General features: G+C 58.0%; 16 protein-coding genes. 1 reads left to right on the top strand and 15 read right to left on the bottom strand.

The genetic code is table 11. The features are described from left to right. Positions 1–3: 3 nt before the first annotated feature. The 15 genes from AC5LXX_RS03610 to AC5LXX_RS03540 all read right to left on the bottom strand — a co-directional run bounded on the left by AC5LXX_RS03610 (position 4) and on the right by AC5LXX_RS03540 (position 20,838). The gene (locus tag AC5LXX_RS03610; protein ID WP_493410502.1) at positions 4–1,533 is read right to left on the bottom strand and encodes an LTA synthase family protein; all 1,530 of its coding nucleotides are present in this window, start codon (positions 1,531–1,533) and stop codon (positions 4–6) included. After that, the gene (locus AC5LXX_RS03605) at positions 1,530–2,321 is read right to left on the bottom strand and encodes an SDR family NAD(P)-dependent oxidoreductase (protein ID WP_493410501.1); all 792 of its coding nucleotides are present in this window, start codon (positions 2,319–2,321) and stop codon (positions 1,530–1,532) included. The genes AC5LXX_RS03610 and AC5LXX_RS03605 overlap by 4 nt, the downstream gene beginning before the upstream one ends. Continuing rightward, a complete protein-coding gene (locus AC5LXX_RS03600; RefSeq protein WP_493410500.1) occupies positions 2,314–3,519 on the bottom strand; it encodes a capsule polysaccharide biogenesis protein in 1,206 nt (401 codons plus the stop codon). The genes AC5LXX_RS03605 and AC5LXX_RS03600 overlap by 8 nt, the downstream gene beginning before the upstream one ends. Before the next feature lie 380 nt (positions 3,520–3,899). Next, complete coding sequence (locus tag AC5LXX_RS03595) at positions 3,900–4,856, bottom strand: phytanoyl-CoA dioxygenase family protein (RefSeq protein ID WP_493410499.1); 957 nt, start codon at positions 4,854–4,856, stop codon at positions 3,900–3,902. Positions 4,857–4,985: 129 nt separating this feature from the next. Continuing rightward, positions 4,986–7,286 carry a glycosyltransferase family 2 protein gene (locus AC5LXX_RS03590; RefSeq protein WP_493410498.1) on the bottom strand — a complete coding sequence of 767 codons (2,301 nt, stop codon included), beginning with the start codon at positions 7,284–7,286 and terminating at the stop codon, positions 4,986–4,988. A gap of 192 nt (positions 7,287–7,478) precedes the next feature. Continuing rightward, positions 7,479–9,743 carry a glycosyltransferase family 2 protein gene (locus AC5LXX_RS03585; protein ID WP_493410497.1) on the bottom strand — a complete coding sequence of 755 codons (2,265 nt, stop codon included), beginning with the start codon at positions 9,741–9,743 and terminating at the stop codon, positions 7,479–7,481. A gap of 20 nt (positions 9,744–9,763) precedes the next feature. Next, positions 9,764–9,886 carry a hypothetical protein gene (locus tag AC5LXX_RS03580; RefSeq protein WP_493410496.1) on the bottom strand — a complete coding sequence of 41 codons (123 nt, stop codon included), beginning with the start codon at positions 9,884–9,886 and terminating at the stop codon, positions 9,764–9,766. Further along, a complete protein-coding gene (gene rfbA / locus AC5LXX_RS03575; protein ID WP_493410495.1) occupies positions 9,883–10,767 on the bottom strand; it encodes a glucose-1-phosphate thymidylyltransferase RfbA in 885 nt (294 codons plus the stop codon). The genes AC5LXX_RS03580 and rfbA overlap by 4 nt, the downstream gene beginning before the upstream one ends. Positions 10,768–11,046: 279 nt before the next feature. Further along, positions 11,047–12,105: a dTDP-glucose 4,6-dehydratase gene (rfbB, locus tag AC5LXX_RS03570; RefSeq protein ID WP_493410494.1), complete on the bottom strand. Its 1,059-nt coding sequence runs from the start codon at positions 12,103–12,105 to the stop codon at positions 11,047–11,049. Between the two features lie 101 nt (positions 12,106–12,206). Next, positions 12,207–15,116, bottom strand: coding sequence for a rhamnan synthesis F family protein (locus AC5LXX_RS03565; protein ID WP_493410493.1), 2,910 nt, complete (start codon positions 15,114–15,116; stop codon positions 12,207–12,209). Next, the gene (locus tag AC5LXX_RS03560; protein ID WP_493410492.1) at positions 15,113–17,017 is read right to left on the bottom strand and encodes a class I SAM-dependent methyltransferase; all 1,905 of its coding nucleotides are present in this window, start codon (positions 17,015–17,017) and stop codon (positions 15,113–15,115) included. The genes AC5LXX_RS03565 and AC5LXX_RS03560 overlap by 4 nt, the downstream gene beginning before the upstream one ends. Positions 17,018–17,093: 76 nt before the next feature. Next, complete coding sequence (locus AC5LXX_RS03555) at positions 17,094–17,747, bottom strand: ABC transporter ATP-binding protein (protein ID WP_493410491.1); 654 nt, start codon at positions 17,745–17,747, stop codon at positions 17,094–17,096. 13 nt (positions 17,748–17,760) lie between these two features. After that, complete coding sequence (locus AC5LXX_RS03550) at positions 17,761–18,555, bottom strand: ABC transporter permease (protein ID WP_493410490.1); 795 nt, start codon at positions 18,553–18,555, stop codon at positions 17,761–17,763. After that, positions 18,545–19,651, bottom strand: coding sequence for a KpsE/RkpR family capsule polysaccharide export protein (locus AC5LXX_RS03545; RefSeq protein ID WP_493410489.1), 1,107 nt, complete (start codon positions 19,649–19,651; stop codon positions 18,545–18,547). The genes AC5LXX_RS03550 and AC5LXX_RS03545 overlap by 11 nt, the downstream gene beginning before the upstream one ends. A 2-nt stretch (positions 19,652–19,653) precedes the next feature. Next, on the bottom strand, positions 19,654–20,838 hold the full coding sequence (locus tag AC5LXX_RS03540; protein WP_493410488.1) for a polysaccharide biosynthesis/export family protein: 1,185 nt from the start codon (positions 20,836–20,838) through the stop codon (positions 19,654–19,656). Between the two features lie 440 nt (positions 20,839–21,278). Here AC5LXX_RS03540 and AC5LXX_RS03535 point away from each other — a divergent pair, with 440 nt between their 5' ends. Beyond that, a complete protein-coding gene (locus AC5LXX_RS03535) occupies positions 21,279–22,430 on the top strand; it encodes a glycosyltransferase family 4 protein (RefSeq protein ID WP_493410487.1) in 1,152 nt (383 codons plus the stop codon). Positions 22,431–22,446: the final 16 nt, after the last annotated feature.

The raw sequence follows: 22,446 nt of genomic DNA, 5'->3' as shown, positions 1-22,446 counted from the left end.
CTTTTATGTCGCTTTCTCGGATGCGCACGGCTCTTCCGCACGACTTCCGTCATCTTGTACCACATGCAAAAGTACCGAACCGAGCTCTTCGGCTGCCAGATTCCGGCATTCGGGAGTGTCTGTGCCGTAGTTTCGCCAAATGAAGTAGTCGCTGCGTTGCGGGGTAACGCCCAGCTTCTGGAAAACATGAGGCAATGCGGGGACGTGGTCGCCGTAAAAGCAAACGACTGTTTCACGATCACGGGTGCGCAAATAATCGAGCAAGCGCCCGATCATTGCGTCTGCATTTTCAATGTGCCGCAGATAGGCAGTCAGGTCGCGCCAGCAGGCATCTTCGCCAAGAGTATGCCTCGAAGATGATTCTCCAGGCAAAACCTGCTCGAGGTGCAATGGGCCGTGGTTTTCCATCGTCATGGCAAAAATGAAACGCGGTTTCTCGCTCTCGCGTTCCAGCGCGGCGATCACTGCGTCAAGCACGGCTGCATCGGAGATATACGGACCGGCACGCGGCGCGTCGGCAAAGTATTCGATGTCGAGAAATGTGTTGAATCCAAGCAACGGAAAGACACGATTGCGGCCAAAGAAATCAGCGTAGTACGGATGAATCGCCAGCGTTTCGTAACCGCCGCGACCGAACCAGCTTGCGATCGACGCGCACGCACGGCGCAAGAACGCATACGGATAAAAGCGCGCGTAGCCGAGGCGCTCGAACGGCAGGCCGGTCAGCATCGAGAATTCAGTGCGCATCGTGTTTGCGCCCCATGCCGGCACCGAAAGCTCGCCGTAGCATACGGCTTCGCTTCGCGCTCGATCAAATTGGGAGAGCACGGCTGGCGCAACCGCCGGTGAAATGCGCCGCACGTCAAAGAGCGATTCGCTCTGGATCATGATGACGTCGGGGTGCTGCACCGACGTACCTGAGACGAAGGGCCCCGCTTCGACCACTCGCTGGAATGCTTCGAATGTCGCGGGACGCATGCCGTTCAGCAAGTATGCGATGAAGACTGCGAAAAAACCGTGACTGCGCAGGTCTTCCTCGGCGTCGAGCTCCAATGGCAGGCGAGCTGCAATGTATCGCGCCAGTAAGAATGTAAATGCAACAACAGCCGCCAGCGCGAGCACCGGACGCGGCGTGACCGGCGCCTCGGCGAGATAGCCAAAGATGACGAGCACGATCCCTGCGCCGATCGCCACGATCTTGCCTGCGCTCAGGAACGGCAGATAGAGCCGAGGGTGCGAGAACAACTGACTGAAAAGGCTGAGATCGGTAAAAACGAACGGCTCGCGCAGCGATTCATATTTGGCGTTGCTGACGACCGCGACAAGCCCGACCAGCGCGACCGCAACGGACGCAGAGAAGATCGGGCGCGCGGTGGCAAGCAGCATCAGCGACGCGAGGAACACGACGGAAACCACGTGCAACAGCAGCGCATCTGCGCGACGCCGCAACGACGCACGCGGAACTGCGATCAGGTCCGGCAGAAACGATATGCCGGCCGAAACGGCGAACGCGATCCAGATAGCGCCCGTCAATTTACGTCTTCCTTGCCAGGCAGATACGAAAGCTTGTCGAGGATCGTGTCGGCCAACGTGACGGGCAACAAGGTCAGGAGGCGCATGCCGAATGCAAGCAGGCCCGGGAATGCAATTTCCGCGCGGCCGGCATCGAGTTTTCTGCGAATGTGTGCGGCAGCCTGATCGGCAGTCCACATGAATGGCTTGTCGCCGGGAAACACGTCGCTCATCGACGTCTTGACGAAGCCGGGAAGGATGACCGAGATGCCGACACCGTCACGCTTCAACAGAGGGCGAACGGAATCGGCATAAGCCTTGACCGCCGATTTGCTTGCGCAGTACGCGGGCGAAATCGCCATGCCGCGAAGCGCGGCGAGGGAACTGACCGCGGCGATGCGGCCGTGCTTGCGGGCACGCATGCGCTCGACAACGGGGAGGATCGTGTGCATCGCACCGTAGAAATTCGTGTCGACTACTTCAGTGGTACGGTCGAGGTCCTCCCAGTCGGACGCGGAGGACAGCGTACTTGCGACACCTGCGTTGGCGACAAGCAGGTCGATCGGATATTGATCGTCGAATCGATGCATCCATGCACGAACCGGTTCTGCGTCCCGCACGTCGACAATACCGACGATCACTGTCGCGCCGCGCGCGCGGCAGGCCGCCGCGGTCGATTCGAGTTGCACTTCGTTCCGGCCAACGATGCCCAGCACGGTACCGGGTTGCGCATACGCAAGCGCAAGAGCACGTCCGAGGCCTGCGCTTGCACCTGTGACGACGACATTCCGGACCGGCGCCCTAGCCATCCGCACGCTCTAGCCGCTCGACCGCGCCGGCAATGGCCATTGCGATACCGGACCGGGTGTAGAAATCACCGTTGATCTGAGTGTGATGCATCACGTAGTCAAGGAACGCGTGATAAAGATCCATATCAGGGGGCACTCCGCCAAGCCAAAAGTCATCGAGATCACCCTGCCAGGTCAGACCGCTGAAATTGTAGATAGCCGAGCCGAGTGCAACCAGTGGCCGCTTGTGATGTAGTGCAGACAGACCAACCGTGCTGTTGATAACCACAACCCCGCGTGCGCGTTCGAGCAATGTCGGAAGGTGACCGGCGTCGATGAAACGAATCCGATCTTCCATGCCTGCGGCACGCGCAATTTTAAGCGAAAAATTACGATACTCGATCAGGCCTGTATCGAGCGGGTGATTTTTGATGACCAGCAGTGCATCTCGTGGTGCATTTCGCGCGAAGGATTCCAATACATGGCTGATTGCCGCCCGGATGCCGTCAAAAGAAGAATGCACGACGATTTGCGCATCCGAATTCAATTGCAGAGGAAACAAGTAGTAAGGTCGCACGCTGCCGAGCAATTCCCGCGTGACCCGCTCTGCTTCACGCCGGTGCTTGCGCTGCAAAAGCATCCGGACAGCAAGCCCCGAATACTCGAGTAATCCGTTTTTAGGCCGGTGACTGCGATACCTCGGAAACCGGGGCCAGCACAGCGTGTTCGCAAAACGATACGCAATGTCATGGAACGCGCGCTCATACAGGTTATAGCCCGTGGCTTGCCACTGTCTGGCAGGCGGTGTCACGCTGCGTTGCTGCAGATACCATGCAGGGTCGCGCGGCAGCAACGAGCGGCCGTTGACACCGTGGTTCTCCAGCGTGATCCAGTGCGGCCGAACGTAACCTTCTTCGAATACGTGAACACGCAGATCATGCCCCGCCGAGACTCCCAGCATCTCGCGATGAATGTCTCGGCAGTCGCCGAACATGACGACGTCAGTGATCCCCTCTCGACGCACGATATCGTCGTACCACTGGGGCAAATTCTCAACCCTGCCGCTATAATTCAAAACAGCCCCTGTCCCGCCATACAACAAATCGCCACCGCAAAAATTTACTCGATGGACGGCAAACCCCTTGTCCTGGAGCGCACGCGCGAGTTGATAGAAAAACAGCGAGGCAGTGCCTTGCAGCACGAGAAACGAGCGCGGCATCTAAGTTATTGAATGGAGCACCGAAGAGAAGCTAAGCGCGAGCGCAATGATCTAGAAAGGCACATGTAATGCGCGCAATCCCGCATTCTCTCGCGTCGGCCTCAATGGCTGAATGAGGCGGCAATGACCGCCGAAGGTAGGGAGGATACCTCATTGCAATACAAATGAGAAATATGCGTGATCGTCAAAAAAACGACATATGCTTCTCGCCGAATCCGATTTCGTACGAGCGTCACATACTTGCAGGCGGGCGGACCTGTTCGACAGCAGGCCGGCATCCGCACTCATTGCCCCTCCCCGCCAGCATGCCGCCCGCTTCGCGCCGGTCCGTCACCCGGCGCGTAGCAGGTCGTCGCACGGCCCTCCACATTCGGCACGCATCAACCCTGCATCCACTTGCGCAGTCGCCCCGTCAGCGTTCGCGACTTGCGCGGCGTGCCCGCCTGCGACTGCGTGACCGCCTCACCCAGATAGGAATTGGGCCTGGGTGTACCGTCGACGATGTTGACCAGATTGCGAAGCTGCAGACGGCCCAGGTATTCGTCGGAAAACGCGGGCGTATAGTAGACGCAATCATCGAAAAAATAATGCGTCACCTGCGACCAGCGAGACATTGCCGGATCGATTTGCCGACTCCCTCCGTGCAGCAGATTGGCACACCAGATCAGCGCCTGCCCTTTACGTGCTTCGAATGTCTTGATGCTGGCCCCCTTCGCCGCCACCATGGCATCCCAGATTTCCTGATATGGCAATTGCGCCGAATCGCTGGAAACGCCAAACCCGCGTCGACCGGCCGTTGCATTGTCGATCATCGGCCAGTTGTGCGATCCGGGGACCAGCTGAAGCGGCCCTGACTCCGGCGAGATGTCTTCGAGAGCGACCCACACCCCGCACATGAAGCGCTGCGGGATCGACGAGAAGTGCACCGCATCGGTGTGCAACGGCTGCTGCGTGCCAACCCGGAAATTGAGCGTCTGGAATGGAAATGCCGGCCGACCATACAGGCGTTCGAGCAAATCCAGCATCTGGCGATTGGTGGCAATTGCCTTGACGTCCGGGTCCTTTATCCACGCGTCCTGGATACGACCGGCACCATGGACCACGCCATCGCTGCTTAATCCCGTTTCCACAAACTGCGCGGCCAAGCGCTCACGAATCCGCATAATCCGCGCATCGAGTTCAGTATCGGGAAAATCGATCACCGCATAGCCGTTACGATTCAACGCAACCGCAATCTCGCGCTCCCCGGGCGTCAACTCCGCTTGCCCGACCTCGGCGTCGAACAGCGGAGACTCGATCAATGGAATACCGGGAAGCAAACGCTTTTTTACATCCATGAATATTCCTTCTGCGTAACTTTATTTAATCCAGGAAATACCAGAGAGATAAAATAACAACCAAATCCCCCGCCTTTCATGACACCCCACCCGCCTCCGGGAAGAATTTCAAAAAATACAACAAACAACTCATTCCACCCGAGCCCGCCAAGGATCATATGCCCTTGGAAAATCGGCAATAGTAAAATCTTCCCGATCAAGCGTCAAATTTACATTATAGTATGGGTCATTTAATTGATCGGTACACCACCTTGAAAGCATGAAGCTCTTTTCCCCATTAAATCTGGCACGCTTCTCGGGAGACATCTGATCGTCGCCCCTGCTATAGGACTCGTAGTGATACAAGACTGCGTAAGGGGTCCACAATATTCGATAACCCGCTTCCCGCACGCGGAGGCACAAATCGACATCATTAAATGCCACCGGAAGATTTTCTTCATCAAATCCGCCGACGGCTTGAAATACATCACGACGCATGACCAGGCATGCTCCCGTGACTGCCGAGAAATTTTGTGTCAGCACCGCTCGTCCAGCATAGCCCGGGTGCGTCGAAGGATACAGCTTGTGCGCATGGCTGGCGAAACCGCCAATCCCCATCACCACACCCGCATGCTGGATGAATTCGTCCGCGTAGAGCAGCTTCGCCCCTACGGCACCGATCTCCGGGCGCCACGCGTGCGAAACCATCTCTTTCAGCCAATCCGACTCGCGTGCTTCCACATCGTCATTCAAAAAGCACAGCACATCGCCTGACGCATATTTGACAGCAAAATTGTTTATTGCCGAGTAATTGAAAGGAAAATCATACTTCAAAACCATAACATCGCTTTGCGCGGACAACGATTTCAGATAATCGACCGTATCCTGGCTTTCGCTTTGATTATCGACGACGATTACCTCCAGATTTTCATAGGAGGTTCCGCAAAACAGGCTGTGGATGCATTTCTTCAATAACGGACCGCCATCCCGAGTCGGTATGATGATGGTCACCCTTGGCGCGGGGGTGGGTACCGGATACTGCACCCGATAAGTTCCGGCAAGATACCCGCGGGAAACGCTCACTCCGGGTTGATCCTTGAAGTAATCCGAAAGCGCTCTCTGCCCAGCCTGGCCAACGATATTGCCCAGATCTGAATCAACGCATCCGGGCTCACTTTCTCGCCGGGAATGATAGAGCACGCGCGGGATATGACCAATCTGGGACGCCGCGCTCGCTTTCACACAGCGGAGTGCGAGATCGTAGTCCTGCGCGCCCTCGAATTCGAGCCGAAACCCGCCGATCTCGCGCAGGACGGATGTCCTATACGCAGCCAGATGCGAAATCAGGTCATGGGAGAAGAACAAGTCGGGATTCCACGAGCTCTTGAAGCATCCATCACCACGGATCCCGTGCCGATCGATTTTGTCCTTGTCCGAATATATTATATTTAGCCCGTCAATTTCGTTTTCCTTTAGAGCAACGAAATACAGAGCATGAAGCGAGAGAACATCATTTCGGCCGAGAATCGTGATAAATTCCCCCGCCGCCATTTCGAGAGCGCTATTCGCCGCAATCGATACATATCCACCCGCATTCTGAAAAATAATCTTTATCCGACCATCGGCTTCCGAGACGGCTCTCAAATACGAGACCGCCTCCCGGTCACGCGCCTCGTCGACAACAATGCACAATTCCCAATTTTCATAAATTTGCCCGAGAACAGACTGCACGGCCGATTTCAGGTAATCAATTGACGCCGCACACACGGGCATCAGGACCGAAATCAATGGCCTCCTCACGAAAGAAGCAATGTGCTGCTTGATCTCGGCAACATCGGATTGACGCAGAGTGTCAAACCTTCTTACGTACGACTCATAATCCATCGGGGCGGAATGGAATCGCAACTTTGCACAATCTGCGTATGCGCCGCCCAGATCCGTCAGCAAACGAGTCCAGTTAATATTATATTTTCTTGCCTGGCTGGTGTTTTTGAACTTTATCAAATCGCCGATTACCCACTCGACCATTCTGACAACCCTCTCCGCGCGTGTTATTTCGGTGATTCGCAGAAAATCCACCCGGACGACACCTTCACCGCGCATGGGTGACAGCCGCAGGCGGCGCGCAGCGGGCGGAATCCTGACGATATGTTTGATATTTCCCAGTCGAGTCGCTGGAATGACGAAGGATTCCACATCGGAAAAGCCCGCTCCGGTATCCACGTGGAGCCGGGCCACCAGATGCGCCCCCCGCCTGACCATTCGGGATTCGATGTACACCCAGCCCGTCGGAACGACGTCGCCCGCGCTCTCAGGCTCCAGGTCGAAAGCGGGATGCTCACCCGTCGACATCCAGTCGGAAGACATCGCCCCGGACAAAGTCAGATCCCGGACCGGATTGACCTTGAATCGAACGGTTCGACGAACTATCGACAGGAGAAAATCTTTCATATTGATCAAAAATGGATGAAGCTACCGGTGAAAAACCGGTCCCGCCGCCCGAAATATCGAGCGCGGAGCGCACGCGGGGACAGCGTACACACAGTCTCGCGATTCCGTCGCGCACCGCTTGAGCGAGTATGGTGAACCACCTCAAGTCCGCACGGAGCAAGCCTCGACAAGGCTATGGTCAAGGATCGGTACTCAATCTCCCGCTGCCCCGGGCGCACGGAGCGCGAGACGCCGGAGCGATGCTACGCGCGGCGGCCACGCCAACTGACAATCAAATCGATCGAGCGAGAGATTCGGGCTATAAGCCGGATCATTCGCGATCAGGTCATGCCAATGGCGCCGCATGTATTCAATCTCCCGAGCGGCACGGGCCATCTTCTCGGCTGTATCGTCCTGCCCCCGCGTTGCGGATTCGTGGTGATACAGCACGGCGTGCGGCGTCCAGAGCACCGTATAGCCCGCTTGACGAACACGCAGACAAAAATCGACGTCGTTGAACGCAACTGCGAGGTCGACCTCGTTCAAGCCACCCAGTTGCCGATACAAAGACCGCCGAACGACAAGACATGCACCAGTGACCGCGGACAAGGACTGCACCGTAACCGCACGTCCCTGATATCCCGGCTCGTCGCGGCCCAACCCACGATGCACGTGATCCGCGCAGCCGCTGAGCCCGACGATGACGCCCGCATGCTGAACGCTTCCATTTGTATAGAGCAGCTTGACGCCGACGATACCGACCTCCGGCCGCAGCGCGTGCCCCATCACTTCGTCGAGCCAGTCGCCATCGATGATTTCCACATCGTTGTTGACGAGCGCGACGAATTCTCCTCTCGCCATATCGACCGCACGATTGTTGAGGGCCGAATAATTGAACGGACGATCGTCCCGCAGGATCCTTACCCCATGGTCGACTGCAAGCCGCGCCATGTAGTCGAGCGTGTCCGGGTCATCCGATCCATTGTCGACGATGATGATTTCGAATGCACGGTAGTGCGTCTTGGCGATAATCGAATCGACGCAACGGCTAAGCAGCGAGAACCCGTTGCGGGTAGGAATCACGAGCGTGACGAGCGGCGCCTGTTCTGGCACGGGATACCGTACGTGATGGCCGTATGCCGTCGACGAGACCGTTGCCTGAATACCGGCCCGCGACAGGTGGCGCACGACCGCGAGCCTACTTGTATCGCGCGCATCGCGTCGGGCAACCGGGTCCAGAATCGATTCGGGTTCGGCACGTTTATGGTAGAGCACACGCGGAATGTGCACGATCCGATCCCGGCTGGTATGCGCGAGACACCGCAGTGTCATGTCGTAACGTGACGCAGCTCCGTAGCGATGATCCCGTCCGCCGGACAACGCAAACACTTCGTTTCGGTAAACGCCAAGGCCGGAAAACAGATCCGACGATAGCATCAGGTCCTCATCCCAGTCGCTCTTGAACCGTGGACTATGCCGAACACCATCGACGTCAATGCAGTCCTCGTCCGAATAGAGCAGATCGACGTCGGGGCGCTGGTCGATCGCATCGGCCACGACGTAGAGGCCATGTCGCGGGAGTACGTCATCCTGTCCGAAGAACACGACCCAGTTGCCGCTTTCGACAAGTGCACGGTCAAGGGTCGAGTGTACGTCCGCCGAAGCGCGATCCGGAATGACACGGATGCGCGCATCGGCACGAAGGTCCCGCGGAATCAGATCGGTGCGGTCGGAGCCGGAGCGTCGATCGACGATCAGAAGTTGCCAGTTCGGATAGATCTGCGCTGCAACCGAACGGATCGCCGTTTCCCAATGCGGCGACGACGCATCGGACACCTCCATGCCGATCGCGAACACCGGACTGGCAGTAAACCGATGCAGACTGTCCTGCATGACCTTGTATGTGTCGAGGCTCGGCGTATCGAAGTGACGAATCCAGTCGGGATACCCGACCAGCAGTTCCGAATCGTCAAACAGGCAGCAGTAGTCGCGCCACGCTTGCGCCATGTCGCCACGCCCGCGACGACTCTCCGCCAGGTCGTAATCATCGCCGCACGGCTTGTACCTCGGATGCAGCGCTTCGAGCTTGGTCATGATGCGCGAATGCGCGAACCGCGACGTGACCCGGGCAAGACGGAACGTCTCGATGCGATCGACGGACGGATCGTCGAAATCAATCTCGATTGCGATCTTTCCCCGCACCGGGAGGTGCACGAGCCGCTTGCTCACTTGCCGCGCGCCGAGCGCCATCGCCAGCGTTGCAGCCGATGGGCCGCCGGGCAGCCTTACCCGCGCTCGTACCTGCGCCGCATGACCGCTCGTGCGCAGCTCGATCATGTACCAACCCGGCAGCAACCGGACGTCGACCAGATACACTCGGGTTCCCGGCCGTTCCTCCGACACGTGCATTTCAGCACCGGATGAATCGACCAGGAACGGCATCCCCCACGTCAGGCGCAGGGCATTGAAGTCAAACATGGGCTTGCGCGGGAAGCGACTCAAAAGTATTCGGCATCCTCGAAAGCAGGCGCCGCTGCATCCGTTCCGGATAACAGCACGTCGCCCGATACCTTCGGCTCGAAAATCTTCACATCCGGAATGGCGGTCGCAATTGCGTTCACCGCCCCTTTCCTTCCTTCAGAATGCTCTGCAGGTAACGGCCATAGCCGTTTTTTCCGAGTGGTTGCGCGAGACGCTCCAGCTGCTCATCGGCGATATAGCCGAACCGATAGGCAATCTCTTCGACACAGGCAATCTTCAGTCCCTGCCGGTGCTCCATCGTCGCGATGAACTGCGAGGCCTCGAGCATCGAATCGTGCGTGCCGGTATCGAGCCAAGCAAATCCGCGCCCCATCGTCTGCACGTTGAGCAAACCATCCTTCAGATATAGCGCGTTGAGATCGGTGATCTCCAGCTCTCCGCGCCGGGACGGCTTCAACGATTTCGCAAAGTCCACCACCTGCTCATCGTAGAAATAGAGGCCGGTCACCGCGTAGTGCGACTTCGGCACATCGGGCTTTTCCTCGATGCTGATCGCCTTGCCGGCAGAATCAAACTCGACAACACCATATCGCTCAGGATCCTGTACATGGTAGGCGAACACCTGGGCGCCAGCGGTCTTGCCGACCGCGCTCTTCAACAGTCCGCCGAGATCGTGGCCATAGAAGATGTTGTCGCCCAAAATCAGCGCAGAAGGATCGCCGCCGATAAAGGACTCGCCTAGCACGAACGCCTGTGCAAGCCCGTCCGGGCTGGGCTGCACCTTGTACTGCAGACGGATCCCCCACTGCGATCCATCTCCCAGCAACTGCTCGAATCGCGGTGTGTCCTGGGGCGTTGAAATAATCAGGATGTCCTGGATCCCCGCCAGCATCAGCGTGCTCAACGGGTAATAGATCATCGGTTTGTCGTAGATCGGCAGCAGTTGCTTGCTGACTGCCTGTGTCGCCGGATAAAGGCGGGTACCCGACCCTCCGGCAAGAATAATGCCTTTGCGCTTCATGCTTGTTCTTCTTCCGTTTCAGTCGTACAGTTGCTCGAATGCGTCACTAGGCCATGCGCCAATCGGAGACCGATACCCCGACCCTCGCGATCAACTTGCCGCAATCGGGACGGACATCCATCGGTCGCGCAGCAGGATGCCGAAACTCACGTGCCGCAACCGCTGCGATATCGGAAATGCACAACGTCAGATCGACGCTACGTACTTCCGCAAGCGCCGCGACGCGACGCGCATGCTCGCACCGGTTCGTCTCGCCGCATGCTGCGACTTGTCAGGCGACTATTCCCCGTAGTGACGGTCGATCCACGTACGATACTGGCCGCTCGTGACGTTTTTCACCCAAGCCTGATTCGTCAAGTACCACTCGACCGTCTTCCGGATACCCGTGTCGAAGGTTTCGGCGGGCTTCCAGCCGAGTTCGCGCTCAAGCTTGCGAGCATCGATTGCGTAACGGCGATCATGGCCCGGCCGGTCCTGGACAAAGCTGATCTGCTCCGCATACGACTTGCCGTCATCGCGCGGCTGCAGCTCATCGAGGATCGCGCAGATCGTGCGCACGACTTCGATGTTCGGCTTCTCGTTCCAGCCGCCGACGTTGTAGGTTTCGCCGAGCGCACCATTCGCCAGGACCGTGCGGATCGCCGAGCAGTGATCCTTGACGTAGAGCCAGTCGCGAATCTGCTGGCCATCGCCGTAGATCGGAAGCGGCTTGCCGGCCAGCGCATTCAGGATGATCAGCGGAATCAGCTTCTCGGGGAAATGATAGGGACCGTAGTTGTTCGAGCAATTCGTGGTCACCACCGGCAACCCGTACGTATGGTGCCAGGCGCGTACCAGATGATCCGATGCCGCCTTGCTCGCCGAATACGGGCTATTCGGCTCGTACGTATTGGTTTCGGTGAACGGCGGATCATCCGCGCCGAGCGTGCCGAACACTTCGTCGGTGGAGACATGCAGAAAGCGAAACGCCTGGCGCTCGTCTGCCGCGAGGTCGGACCAATAGGCGCGCACCGCCTCGAGAAGATTGAAGGTCCCGACAACGTTCGTCTGAATGAATTCGCCCGGGCCGTGGATCGAACGATCGACATGTGACTCGGCAGCAAAATTGATCACTGCACGTGGCCGATGCTCGGCGAGCAGCCTTGAAACAAGCTGACGATCACCGATGTCACCCCGGGCAAAATGATGCCGCGAATCGCCCTCCAGCGATTTCAGCGTGTCCAGGTTCCCCGCATAAGTCAACTTATCGAGATTGACGACGGGTTCATCCGAACCGGCAAGCCAATCGAGAACAAAGTTTCCGCCGATGAACCCAGCGCCCCCCGTAATAAACAACATACTCGCTACCTTTGTTCATTTCAGAAAATTGATGTCCCGTGCGTAATCGCAAGGCATTCGTCGACATCGAACCCTGCCTTCGCCGCAATCACGTGACGCGCTCACTCGACCACGATGCCTCTGCCGCAGTAGAAATCATCGAGCGCAAGAGACGAGAAGATCTGCTTTTCGTTGCTGGACAATCTCGCAACGAACCGCGAAAACAGTTCCTCGCAACGCGCCTTGCTGATTTGCAGCGACCCTGACATCTCGTCGCGGAAACGGACGGCTTCCTTGACGAAATCCATGGCCCCCTGCTGCAACTCGTGCCGGCATTTCCGCCCCTGGTCGATATAGTCGCCCGATTCACGGAACTCGACGGAATCGGAAGAGGCATAGCGGATCACCTGCTCGTCATCTGCACTGAGCATCTTTTCCAGCAAGAAGCTGTTCAGAAACATCAGCGGCGCGGTAGGCGCACGTTCGACGCCTTCCGCGAAACATCCTGCCGCCCGCACGCCGGCACTGGCTTCCAGCGACTGCCCCTTGGTATCGGTCATCAGATACAGGCCGTGCACCTTCTGATCGAGCAGCTTGACCAGATGCCGCTGAATGGTCGCGCCATAACCGACGTCGACCACGGCACCCCGGCCATCGGCATCAAGCCCCTTGTCGCGCAGATAAGCCAGCGCGTTCTCGCGCTCCAGCCCAGCCTGCTTGAGAATATGCGGCGTGATGAAGTGCAGGAAGGGACGAATATGATCGATATCGTGATCCATGATCGTCAGCGGCTCGTGCCGCGCCCATACCTTCGCCCGTTCGCATTCGGCCCATTGCCGATCGTCCAGCACGGTGCCGAACCGCTCGTCCAGGAACATTGCCATGGACGCACCATAAAAGTTGTTGGCCGCCGCGATGTCGAAGATGTCCTCGACCGTGCGAATGCAAGGCACGGTGACGGCCCGGCGAGAGATCAGCAGATATTCGCTGCGAATCGCTTGCTCCTGGCCGGCCTGCCAGCAATCGAAGACCTCCTTGAGGAACTTGCCCTCGCGCGCCAGGAAATACAGGCGATCCAGGTTGTTGTCGCGTACCTGGTCACGCAGCCATTCCGAAAACGCGACCACGATCGGGCCGAGCAGGCTGTAGCCGACCGACCGCGCGCTCGGGCCGAACATGTCGTCGGCCGAGAAACCGGGATAGCTGACCGGTCCGAAATTTTCCGACGCAAGCGTGCCGAACAGGAACTGGTCGGCTGCCGGTGCCGTTTCCGCATTCGGGATCAGGTCCGTCAGTTGCGGCATCGCACGCATCATGTTGATCGGCTTGACGACATGCGTTGCCCGGATACCCATGTCCGCAGGGATCTGGAAATCCGATCGCTCGTTGTCGCCGATCATCACCATCTGGTGCGGCGCAATTTTCTCTTCGGCCAGAATGTGCTCGTACAGCTTGCCGCTATCCTTGCGCACGCCGATTTCGGACGACAGATAAAGGTGGTTCCAGCCGTCGACACCACAGCGCCGCAGCATCTCTTCGATGACTGCCCGCGTCAGGAACATGTCGCTGGCCAGGATGACCTTCTTGCCCTTTTGTGCGGCGAACTTCAGGAGCGCCACCATTTCATGCCTCGGCCGGACCGATTTGATCTCGAGATCGATTTCCCGGTCGGGCGTCAGGGATTTCCGCTCCCCGCGCTGGTCGACGGCAAGGTGCTGGTAGATATCGTGGATGTCGACATCGCGTCCCTTGGCTTCGCGCGCCCGACCTTCGGCCTGCACGCGAAGCTCGCGGAAACCTGCGATCCCTTCCCGTGCATACTCCGCATCCAACAGACACTTGACGTAGTCGGCGTCGAGAAATGGTCGGGTCAGCAGGGTGTCGAAAATGTCGAACGCAACGACCTTCACATCATCGCTCTCGATCGTCGAGTGCAGATGCGCGAGCGGCCGGTCGATGTATTGATTGAGCCGCCAGCGCGACCAGCTCGGCGTCCGCGTATCACGAATGACGCCGAGTTGGAAATTCCGGGATGTCGGAATGACGCCCAGCATCCGTTCGATGCCGTGCGCGAGTGTGCCGTCGGTCTGCCCTTGTTCCGGCGGGAAGTTGCTCCACTCCAGTCCGGCTTCGAGCAAAGGCCGCACGGCTTCCGTACATGCCCAGAACATCGACCCGGCCGGAAAATCGAAATACCCGTCAGGGAGCTTCTCCACACCAAAGCGCGGCGCCCATGCGCGCGCGACGCCCGAATTGGCCAACCAGGTGTTGGCCATGTAAGGCAGATTGTAGAAGCACTGCGGATAAATCATGCCGTAGCGACCGCTCTTGAGCGCTCGCAGGAACAACGCGATTCTTTCAGGCTGCTCGAAAAGCGAACCCAGCAGATACTCGCGCCAGCCATCCGTCTTCCCGTTGTTGTACAACGACTTTTTCGTCTGGATGTGCGAAATGACGTCATATTTCGCCAGATCCTTACCGAATTCGACAACGAACGGAGCGATGTCACGACCGATATTGGGCACGACACGAACATCGACGCGCGCGGCATTAGGAATGGTCGCAAAAACCTTCTCGACGGTCTCGCGGGCAGCTTCGTTTGCCGTGGAAGCATAGAGATCGAACGAACACGGTATCCGGCTCAGGTACTGGGCGAACTCTCCAGCCAGATCCGCGTAATACATATGCGCGTGCACGGCCACGGACATGCCTTGAACCGCAGCCACGTCGATGCCGCCCGGACCGACGAATTCCGCCGGCTGCGCGCGCACATGCCCGATATCCGGCCGATCCGAAAAATCACCTTCATCGATTCTTTTCAGGAGATCACGTGTTCCGGAAAAATTCTCCGTGAAATACGTAAAATTGGCTGACGGCCGTCGCCCGATCCGCGCACCGATCCACAGATAGTGATAAGCCGGTTCAAGACCGATCCAGCCGACGTCGGGATACTCCCGCAAATACCACTCGGCATCAAAATGCTTCCATCCGCGAATAGCGGCTACTTCTCTCTCATTGATAGTGTCGATCACAGTCGCACCCCTTTCTTAATAACGCGCCCCTCGTTGATGCCGTGATTGATGTAGTGTCGCAGAGGGTCTGCTCTGCCTTTCAGAACGTCGGGATAGGTAGCGACATAATCATCCGGATCGAACAGGCCCTGTTCTTTCAGCGAGACCTTCTGGCTCTTGTGGCTGAAATACGCTGGCAGCCAGGCGAGCGCGCGCGCCTTGCTGGAGGTCGAAAAACCTCTCGTCAAAACCGAAATAACGCGGCACAGCCATTCGATCTGCATTTTCAGGTCGGAAACTTGCTGATCGCGTTGCTGAATGTACTGATCACGCTCCAGAATAAGTCGCGTAAGCCCGCCGATTTCGCGAAAACGCTCGTGCAGACGCTCCTCGCTCGTCGCCTTCTGCGCAACCAGTTCTGCGAGTCTTGCCTCCAGGACAAGCTGCGTCTCCGCGGCGCCCGCGTGCTCCCGCACCCGTTCCGACACCATTGCCTGCAACTGCGCGCGCAACTCCCCGATATGATGATCGCGCTCCTGGATGTGTTGATCACGCTCCCTGATATGGCGATCGCGCTCCTGGATGTGTTGATCGCGCTCCTGGATAAGCCGCGTCAGCCCGCCAATCTCACGGAATCGCTCCTGCAAACGGTCGTCGCTCGCTGCTTTCTGAACGGCAAGCTCCGCAAGCGCCGCCTCGAAAGCCCCCTGTCGCGCAGCCGCCTCGGCCCGCTCCGTCGCAAGCTCAGTGGTCAGCGCCTGCAACTGCCTGCTCTGTTCGTCGAGATGCTCATCGTGTTCACGAATCAGTTGTACCAGGTCGCCGATCCGTTCCTGCAAACGCACTTCGCTCGCCGTCTGCCGATTGCCGAACTCGATCTGCCGGGCCTCGAAAGCACGCTGCAAGGCAGCAGAGCCGGCCTGCTCCTTCTCGAGTTTCTCGGCAAGCGCCTGCAACTGATCGTCCTGATCCGAAAGACGCTGGTCGCGCTCCCGGACAAGTGCCGTCAGTTCATCGATTCGCGTCTGCAGACCTGCTTCAGCTGATGCCTTCTCCGCCGCGAGTTCCGCCAGCCGAGCCTCGAAAGAGCGTTGCGACGCCGTGGAATCGGCCCGCTCCTTCTCAAGCTCCTCGGTCAGTCCCCGCAATTGACCGCCCTGCGTCTCGAGTTGCTGATCGCGCTCCTGAACAAACTGCGTCAGGCCGCCAATCTGGATATGCAAGTGCTTTTCGCTCGCCGCTTTCTGATCGGCGAGTTCCGCGAGACGCGCTTCGAGAAAACGCTGGTGAGCGGCAACCTGCTCCGCGTCGTCACGTGCCTGACGCAAAAGACGCATGTCCTCGGTCGCTTCCATCGAATCGACAATCAGCGACGACCGCCAATTGAGCGCATTGGTACAACGCACCTTGTTGTGAACGAAGTCCAGATTGAGCTCGGCATCGCACGGCCCGCGCCGGAAAACGGCGCAGAAATCGTTCCACGAATCGGCTTCCCGCTCTGCCACAAAGCTTTCCACGAGCGTCAACTCGAAGCCTTCGCTGCGTGCCAACTCTTCCAGTGCAAGCCCGGAATCCGGGTAGAAGCGCCAATAATCTTTCGGATAGCGGTGCACCGAGCCATTGGAAGGTGCACTGACATAGACATGCCCACCCGGCTTCACCTTCCGACACATCTCGATAAAGGTCCGCCAGAAGGCATTGTCATGCTCGAAGACCGATGACGCGATGACCAGGTCAAAGTGATCGTCCGGCACGCCCCAATCGTTGAGACCGGTGATGACGACATCGACCCCGTCGCCCGCCACAAAGTCCAGCCCGATATACTCGGCATTGCGCGGGGAGTGGTCTCTCAATGTGCCGTTGATGTTCTGCGCACCGATCTCGAGTATCTTCGAAGGGATCGATGGCAAATAGGTATCCATGACCAGACCACCAATCTTATATGCAGTGTCATGCATACGACGCTTCCTTATACATAGAGTTCATTCTCGCTTTATTTCAAAGCGACTCATAAATCTGAATTGCGTCCTCAACGGTCTCGCAAACCTTAAGCACGCCGTTTTCCAGAACGGCAGCATGACTGCAAACATTACGAATCAGATCCGTCTGGTGGGCAACGATGATCATCGCGCGATCGCCCCGTTTTTCGAACAGTTCGACATTGCACTTCTGATGAAAACGGTGATCGCCGACCGACATGCCCTCGTCGATCAGGAAGCAATCAAATTCGATCGACATCGAAATGGCAAAAGCCAACCTCGAGGCCATCCCGGAAGAGTACGACTTGACCGGTTCGTCGAGATACGCGCCGAGTTCGGCAAAATCCTCGACCAGATCAAGGGTCTTGCGATAATCGACGTTGTATATGCGGGCGATCAGCCGCACATTGTCCTTGCCGGTCAGGCTACCCTGGAACGTCCCGCCGAATGCCAGTGGCCACGATACCGACATCGTCTTGATAACCTCGCCGGAATGCGGCTTGTCCGACCCGCTGATAATGCGAATCAGTGTGGATTTTCCCGCTCCGTTGCGGCCGAGGATGCCCCACCGCTCGCCCGCCTGAACACGAAGGTTCACACCTTTGAGCACTTCGCGATGCGATCGCCCGTGATGGATCGAATACCGCTTGGTGACATTGCGCAGTTCAATCATGCCCGACCTCGACTCAGTTCAATTGCACGCGCCGGATGGCGATGTGCGCAATCGAGAGAGCAAAGAGAGTAAAAAACAAGAGCACGGTTACCGTATAGCCGAGGTAATACAGCGTCGGCATGCGATCCCCGTAATATCCGTAATGGAAGTACTCCACCGCATCGACCAACGGGAAGTACGTCAGCAATTCCGCGAGTCGCGGCGGCAGGACGTATGTCGGAATGAAAACACCCGAAAAAGGGATCATCAGGTACAGGATGACATGCGAGACTCGCTCCACCGCCTCGCTCATCTCGGACAACGCCGCCATGGTCATGACAAAATTGAACGAAAACCACACGACCAGGAAGTACCCGAGAATCATGCTGAGCGGATCCGCGGGAAGCTGGCAGATGCCGATCACCACCAGTACTGTGTACAGCAGGAGGAACGAAGCAGTAGCGCCCGCAAATTCAAGAATGATGCGCGAGTACAGTATGTCGATCGGACGAATCGGCTTGTGATGCAGCAGCGAGCGATTATATTCGATGGCCTTGATTACTCGGCTGGCTGTATTTCGCCAGAACAGGAGGGTCGGATAGCTGACTGCCAGGTATTCGGCAACTGAATACTTGGCCTTCGATTCCGTATGACTGAAAATAATCATCACGCCGACAACGAACATCGCCGGCTCGGCCATCATCCACAATACACCGAGCCCTTCCCGACCGAAACGCGTGATCATCTCGCGCATGACCAGGGCCCATATGACGCGGATCTGGATGCGCGACTGCTCCCAAAATGTCGGCGGACGATAATCAGCGGTCATAGTGTTCTTTCACTCCGCCGATGACGATGGTCAACACGCCCCACAAGACAAGGCCAAGCAGGAAGGTAGCGAGAATGGCTCGCCCACGGCGCGGGCTCATCGCATAGTCGGGCAGGCTGGGTTCGGCAATGCGCTCGAGGTAAAGCTGCTTGCGCTCGGCCTCGACACGCGCCTGATCCAGCAAGGTGATCGCGCCCGCGAGAATCTTGTCGGCCACTTCCTTCTCCAGCGTCAGGCGCTGGAATTCGGCGGCCTTGCTGGCAAGCGAAGCCCCTTGCGAGCCGGCCACGCGCTGGCTCACCTGATCGATCGCCTGCTGCAGCAGCTTTGCACGATCCCGCAGGGTCGGCAGTCCCGGATTGTTCGGCGACAGCCGTTCCATTTGGGCAATCTGCACACGCGTGGCAATCAAATCGTCCTGAAGCTTTCCAACCTGCTGCAGCGGGATCGTCGATTGCCGCTCGGGGTCGATCACTCCCGCGCTGTTCCGATAATGCGCCAATGCCAGCGTGGCGACCCGGTCACGCTCCTTGGCTACGTCAACATCGTGCTGGGCCGTATTGATCAGGTCTGCCCGGGCGCGCGTGTTCATCTGATTGACGATCCGCTCACCCAGTTCCAGCAAACGCTTGTTCATGCTCCATGCAAGATGAGGGTCGTATGCGTTGGTGTTCAACGTCACAATCGACGAATCGGTCTCGACCTTGGCATCGACGATATTCTTGCCGTAGTAAAGATAAAACTCTTCCAGGCTGCTGTTCAGCCCAAAGATCGAGAATCGATTAATAAAATCGATCGATCCACTCTGAAAAGCCGACTTGATGTGCTGCTCTTTATCCAGCACCATCATCGCATCACGAGAAAGAATGTATTTCTGAACCGTATAGGCGTCGCCGTCTGATTGCGAAAATCCGCCGACGCCTTTCAGCAACCCACCCAGCCCAGATGCATTGGATTGTTGCGGACTGCGAATCAGAAAACTGCTCACCGACGTATATTGATCGCTGGCAACAAGACCGAAATAAATAATCGAAGCAGCAGTAGGAATGATGACCGTTATCAAAAACAAACGGTTAATTCGCTTCAGAAATTTCATAATCACTTGAACGTCTGGACACCAGACACGATCGGATAGGCTACGGAGAACACGAGGTTCAGCACTTTCTGCAGTTCTGCCACCGGCGCATTGGAAACGTAGAGAACGTCCTTGTTGTCCATCATGAAGCTCTGCGCCACGAAGAACGAATCCGGGTCTTTCAGATTGATGTGATAGATGACCGGAACTTTGCCGTTTGCCGTCGTTCGCACCGGCTGGTTGGGCCACTTGAGCGCCTGCTGATCTTCCAGCCGGAAGATGAACACGCCCTGCGCGTCCGAGCGCGAGTCCTGCAGGCCGCCGGCCCGCGCCAACGCCTGCGCCAGCGTAATGCCCTGCGCCTCGAAATTGATTTCCTCGTTCTTGCCGGTCGCACCGAATGCGGTGAAGCTATACGGCTGAAACAATGCGGTAACGACGTCGCCGGCCTTGAGCGGCACATTCTGGCGCGGATCGCGTATCACCGTTTCCAGGGGCTCCAGCGCAACCGTTTCACCGCGCGTCACCTGAATCATGATCTTGTTGATCGGCTGTTTCACGCCACCGGCTGCAGCAAGCGCGTCGAGCACGCGCTCGCCGCGTGCGCTCAACTGCATGCGCGTGCTGCTCGATACGTCTCCCACCACCGTGACGTACGAAGTCTCATTGCGCGCCAACTGCACCAGTACCTGCGGGTCGTGCGCGATATTCTTGAGGCGCGCTGCGATAAACGCCTGCAGCTGGCTCGGCGTACGGCCCGACGCCTTGATGGCACCGACGAACGGCACATGGATGTTGCCGCTCCCGTCGATCACTTGCGTCGGCAGCTTGGTCAGCCGCGCGCCAGTCGGCAGACTGCTGGCCGTCGGGACGTCACTCGTGCCGCCGCCGAACAGAGTGGCAGGCGGCGCTTCCCAGATCGACACCTCCACTACGTCACCTACGCCAAGTTGTTGCTGAAACGCCGAGTTATCGCCTAATGTTGCAGCGAAGTCAGTGCTCTTGCGGCCCGCATAGAGTTGCCGCGCAATCTGGTCCGTCACGTCAACGACCTGGATTCCTTGCGACCTGACCTGATTTGTGCCTGCGCCACTGGCGTTAATTTCGGAACGACTCGGCCCCGACGTGGGAATGGCCCCGCAAGCAGCCAACCCAATGGCACCGCCGATGGCAGCAGCCAACCAAACACTGCGATTTAAACTCTGCATTTAACAATCCAGTCATTCAAAGGCCGCCGGATTTTACCGCACAATGTAAGATGTACCGGAGAATTCACCCGCGTGGAGCATCCGAATCACCGACAGATACCCTTGAGGTTCCTTCGGTTTTTCGCCGTCCAGCGGCCCTGGCTTACAAGCAGCCAACCCCTTGCCCGCTAAGGCGCGAGCCGGTTTGGTGCAGACAGGTGCGGTCTCAAAAGTCCATTGCCGCCGCGCGCGAGGACGCAAGCGGATCGGTAAATCTGACATCAAGCTTCATTTGGGTTTGGCACGCTCGGCATTTGTGCTGACCGATAGATGCGCACACGCGAATTGTCCCGCCATGCGAGATGCCATAGAATTACCCGGCGGAATTGTTGCATGAGCCATCGGGCTTCGGCAAACAGAAACATCTTTCATTTCCGTGCGCACAACCACATTGCACCTGCGTGACAAAAATACTTCTGGACGTCACTCGTCTTGCCACCCGCTTTTATGATGGCCTGATCCCCACCGGGGTAGACCGAGTAGGACTGGCTTACATCCGCCGATATGGCGATCACGCACGTGCAGTCCTGAGCGAACGCGGCCTTTCGACCGTTTTAACGGAAAAAGACTCGCGAAAAATATTCGCGTTGCTGCTGTCGTCCAGTCGGGACCGATGGGCGCTGCGCAAGATTGTCGCTTCCGCGTTGCTGAACCAGCTTTATCCGCAGCGATTCGATCGCGCAATTTTGTTGCATACAAGTCACAACGGGATGGAGTTCACCCGTTACTATCGGTCGATGGCGCGACGCAACGCGCGCCCGGTCTTCATGGTCCACGACCTCATTCCGTTGACGCATCCGGAGTACTGCCGCCCGGGCGTGGACGCATCGCATCGCGCCCGCATCCATACCGCGCTACGGCACGCGAGCGGCTTGATCAGCAACTCACAGGCGACCTACGACGAACTGGCAAACGAGGCGCGGCAAGCGTCTCTGCCGCTGCCGCCGGTCGTCGTCGCACCACTCGCACCCGCGGTGGAGCCTCATCCGCCGAGCCCGCCGCCGATCGCAGCACCCTATTTCGTGATGCTCAGCACGATTGAACCGCGCAAGAACCACTGGTTCATCCTGCACGTATGGCGGCACCTGGTCGAACAGATGGGTGACGCCGCCCCCAAGCTCGTCGTCATCGGCCGACGCGGCTGGGAATGCGAGAACGTCGTCGACATGCTGGAGCGGTGCGCCGCGATTCGCGGTGCGGTCATCGAGGAATCGGATTGCAGCGACGATCGGCTGCATGCGTGGTTGCAGCATGCGCGCGCACTCGTGTTTCCGTCGTTCGCCGAAGGCTACGGCATGCCGCTCGTCGAAGCGTTGATGCTGGGCGTGCCGGTGCTCGCCAGCGACTTGCCGGTCTTTCACGAGATCGCGTCGGACATTCCCGACTATCTCGACCCGCTCGACGGGCCGGGATGGCTCGCACGGATTCGCGCGTACGCCCTGCCGGATAGCGCCGATCGGGCGAACCAGATCGCGCGGATCGAACGCTTTCGAGCGCCGACGTGGGCCGAGCACTTTGAACGAATTGACGGCTTTCTCGAGTCGCTCCGGTAAATGAATCCGGCACCGA

The sequence above is a fragment of the Burkholderia torrens genome (genome assembly GCF_984668525.1).
This window is presented reverse-complemented; position numbering and strand designations above follow the sequence as displayed.

Coding starts and splice junctions, on each gene's coding strand:
- AC5LXX_RS03605 (WP_493410501.1), bottom strand. CDS start 2,321: ATGGCTAGGGCGCCGGTCCGGAATGTCGTCGTCACAGGTGCAAGCGCA.
- AC5LXX_RS03600 (WP_493410500.1), bottom strand. CDS start 3,519: ATGCCGCGCTCGTTTCTCGTGCTGCAAGGCACTGCCTCGCTGTTTTTC.
- AC5LXX_RS03595 (WP_493410499.1), bottom strand. CDS start 4,856: ATGGATGTAAAAAAGCGTTTGCTTCCCGGTATTCCATTGATCGAGTCT.
- AC5LXX_RS03590 (WP_493410498.1), bottom strand. CDS start 7,286: ATGAAAGATTTTCTCCTGTCGATAGTTCGTCGAACCGTTCGATTCAAG.
- AC5LXX_RS03585 (WP_493410497.1), bottom strand. CDS start 9,743: ATGTTTGACTTCAATGCCCTGCGCCTGACGTGGGGGATGCCGTTCCTG.
- rfbA (WP_493410495.1), bottom strand. CDS start 10,767: ATGAAGCGCAAAGGCATTATTCTTGCCGGAGGGTCGGGTACCCGCCTT.
- rfbB (WP_493410494.1), bottom strand. CDS start 12,105: ATGTTGTTTATTACGGGGGGCGCTGGGTTCATCGGCGGAAACTTTGTT.
- AC5LXX_RS03560 (WP_493410492.1), bottom strand. CDS start 17,017: ATGGATACCTATTTGCCATCGATCCCTTCGAAGATACTCGAGATCGGT.
- AC5LXX_RS03555 (WP_493410491.1), bottom strand. CDS start 17,747: ATGATTGAACTGCGCAATGTCACCAAGCGGTATTCGATCCATCACGGG.
- AC5LXX_RS03550 (WP_493410490.1), bottom strand. CDS start 18,555: ATGACCGCTGATTATCGTCCGCCGACATTTTGGGAGCAGTCGCGCATC.
- AC5LXX_RS03545 (WP_493410489.1), bottom strand. CDS start 19,651: ATGAAATTTCTGAAGCGAATTAACCGTTTGTTTTTGATAACGGTCATC.
- AC5LXX_RS03540 (WP_493410488.1), bottom strand. CDS start 20,838: ATGCAGAGTTTAAATCGCAGTGTTTGGTTGGCTGCTGCCATCGGCGGT.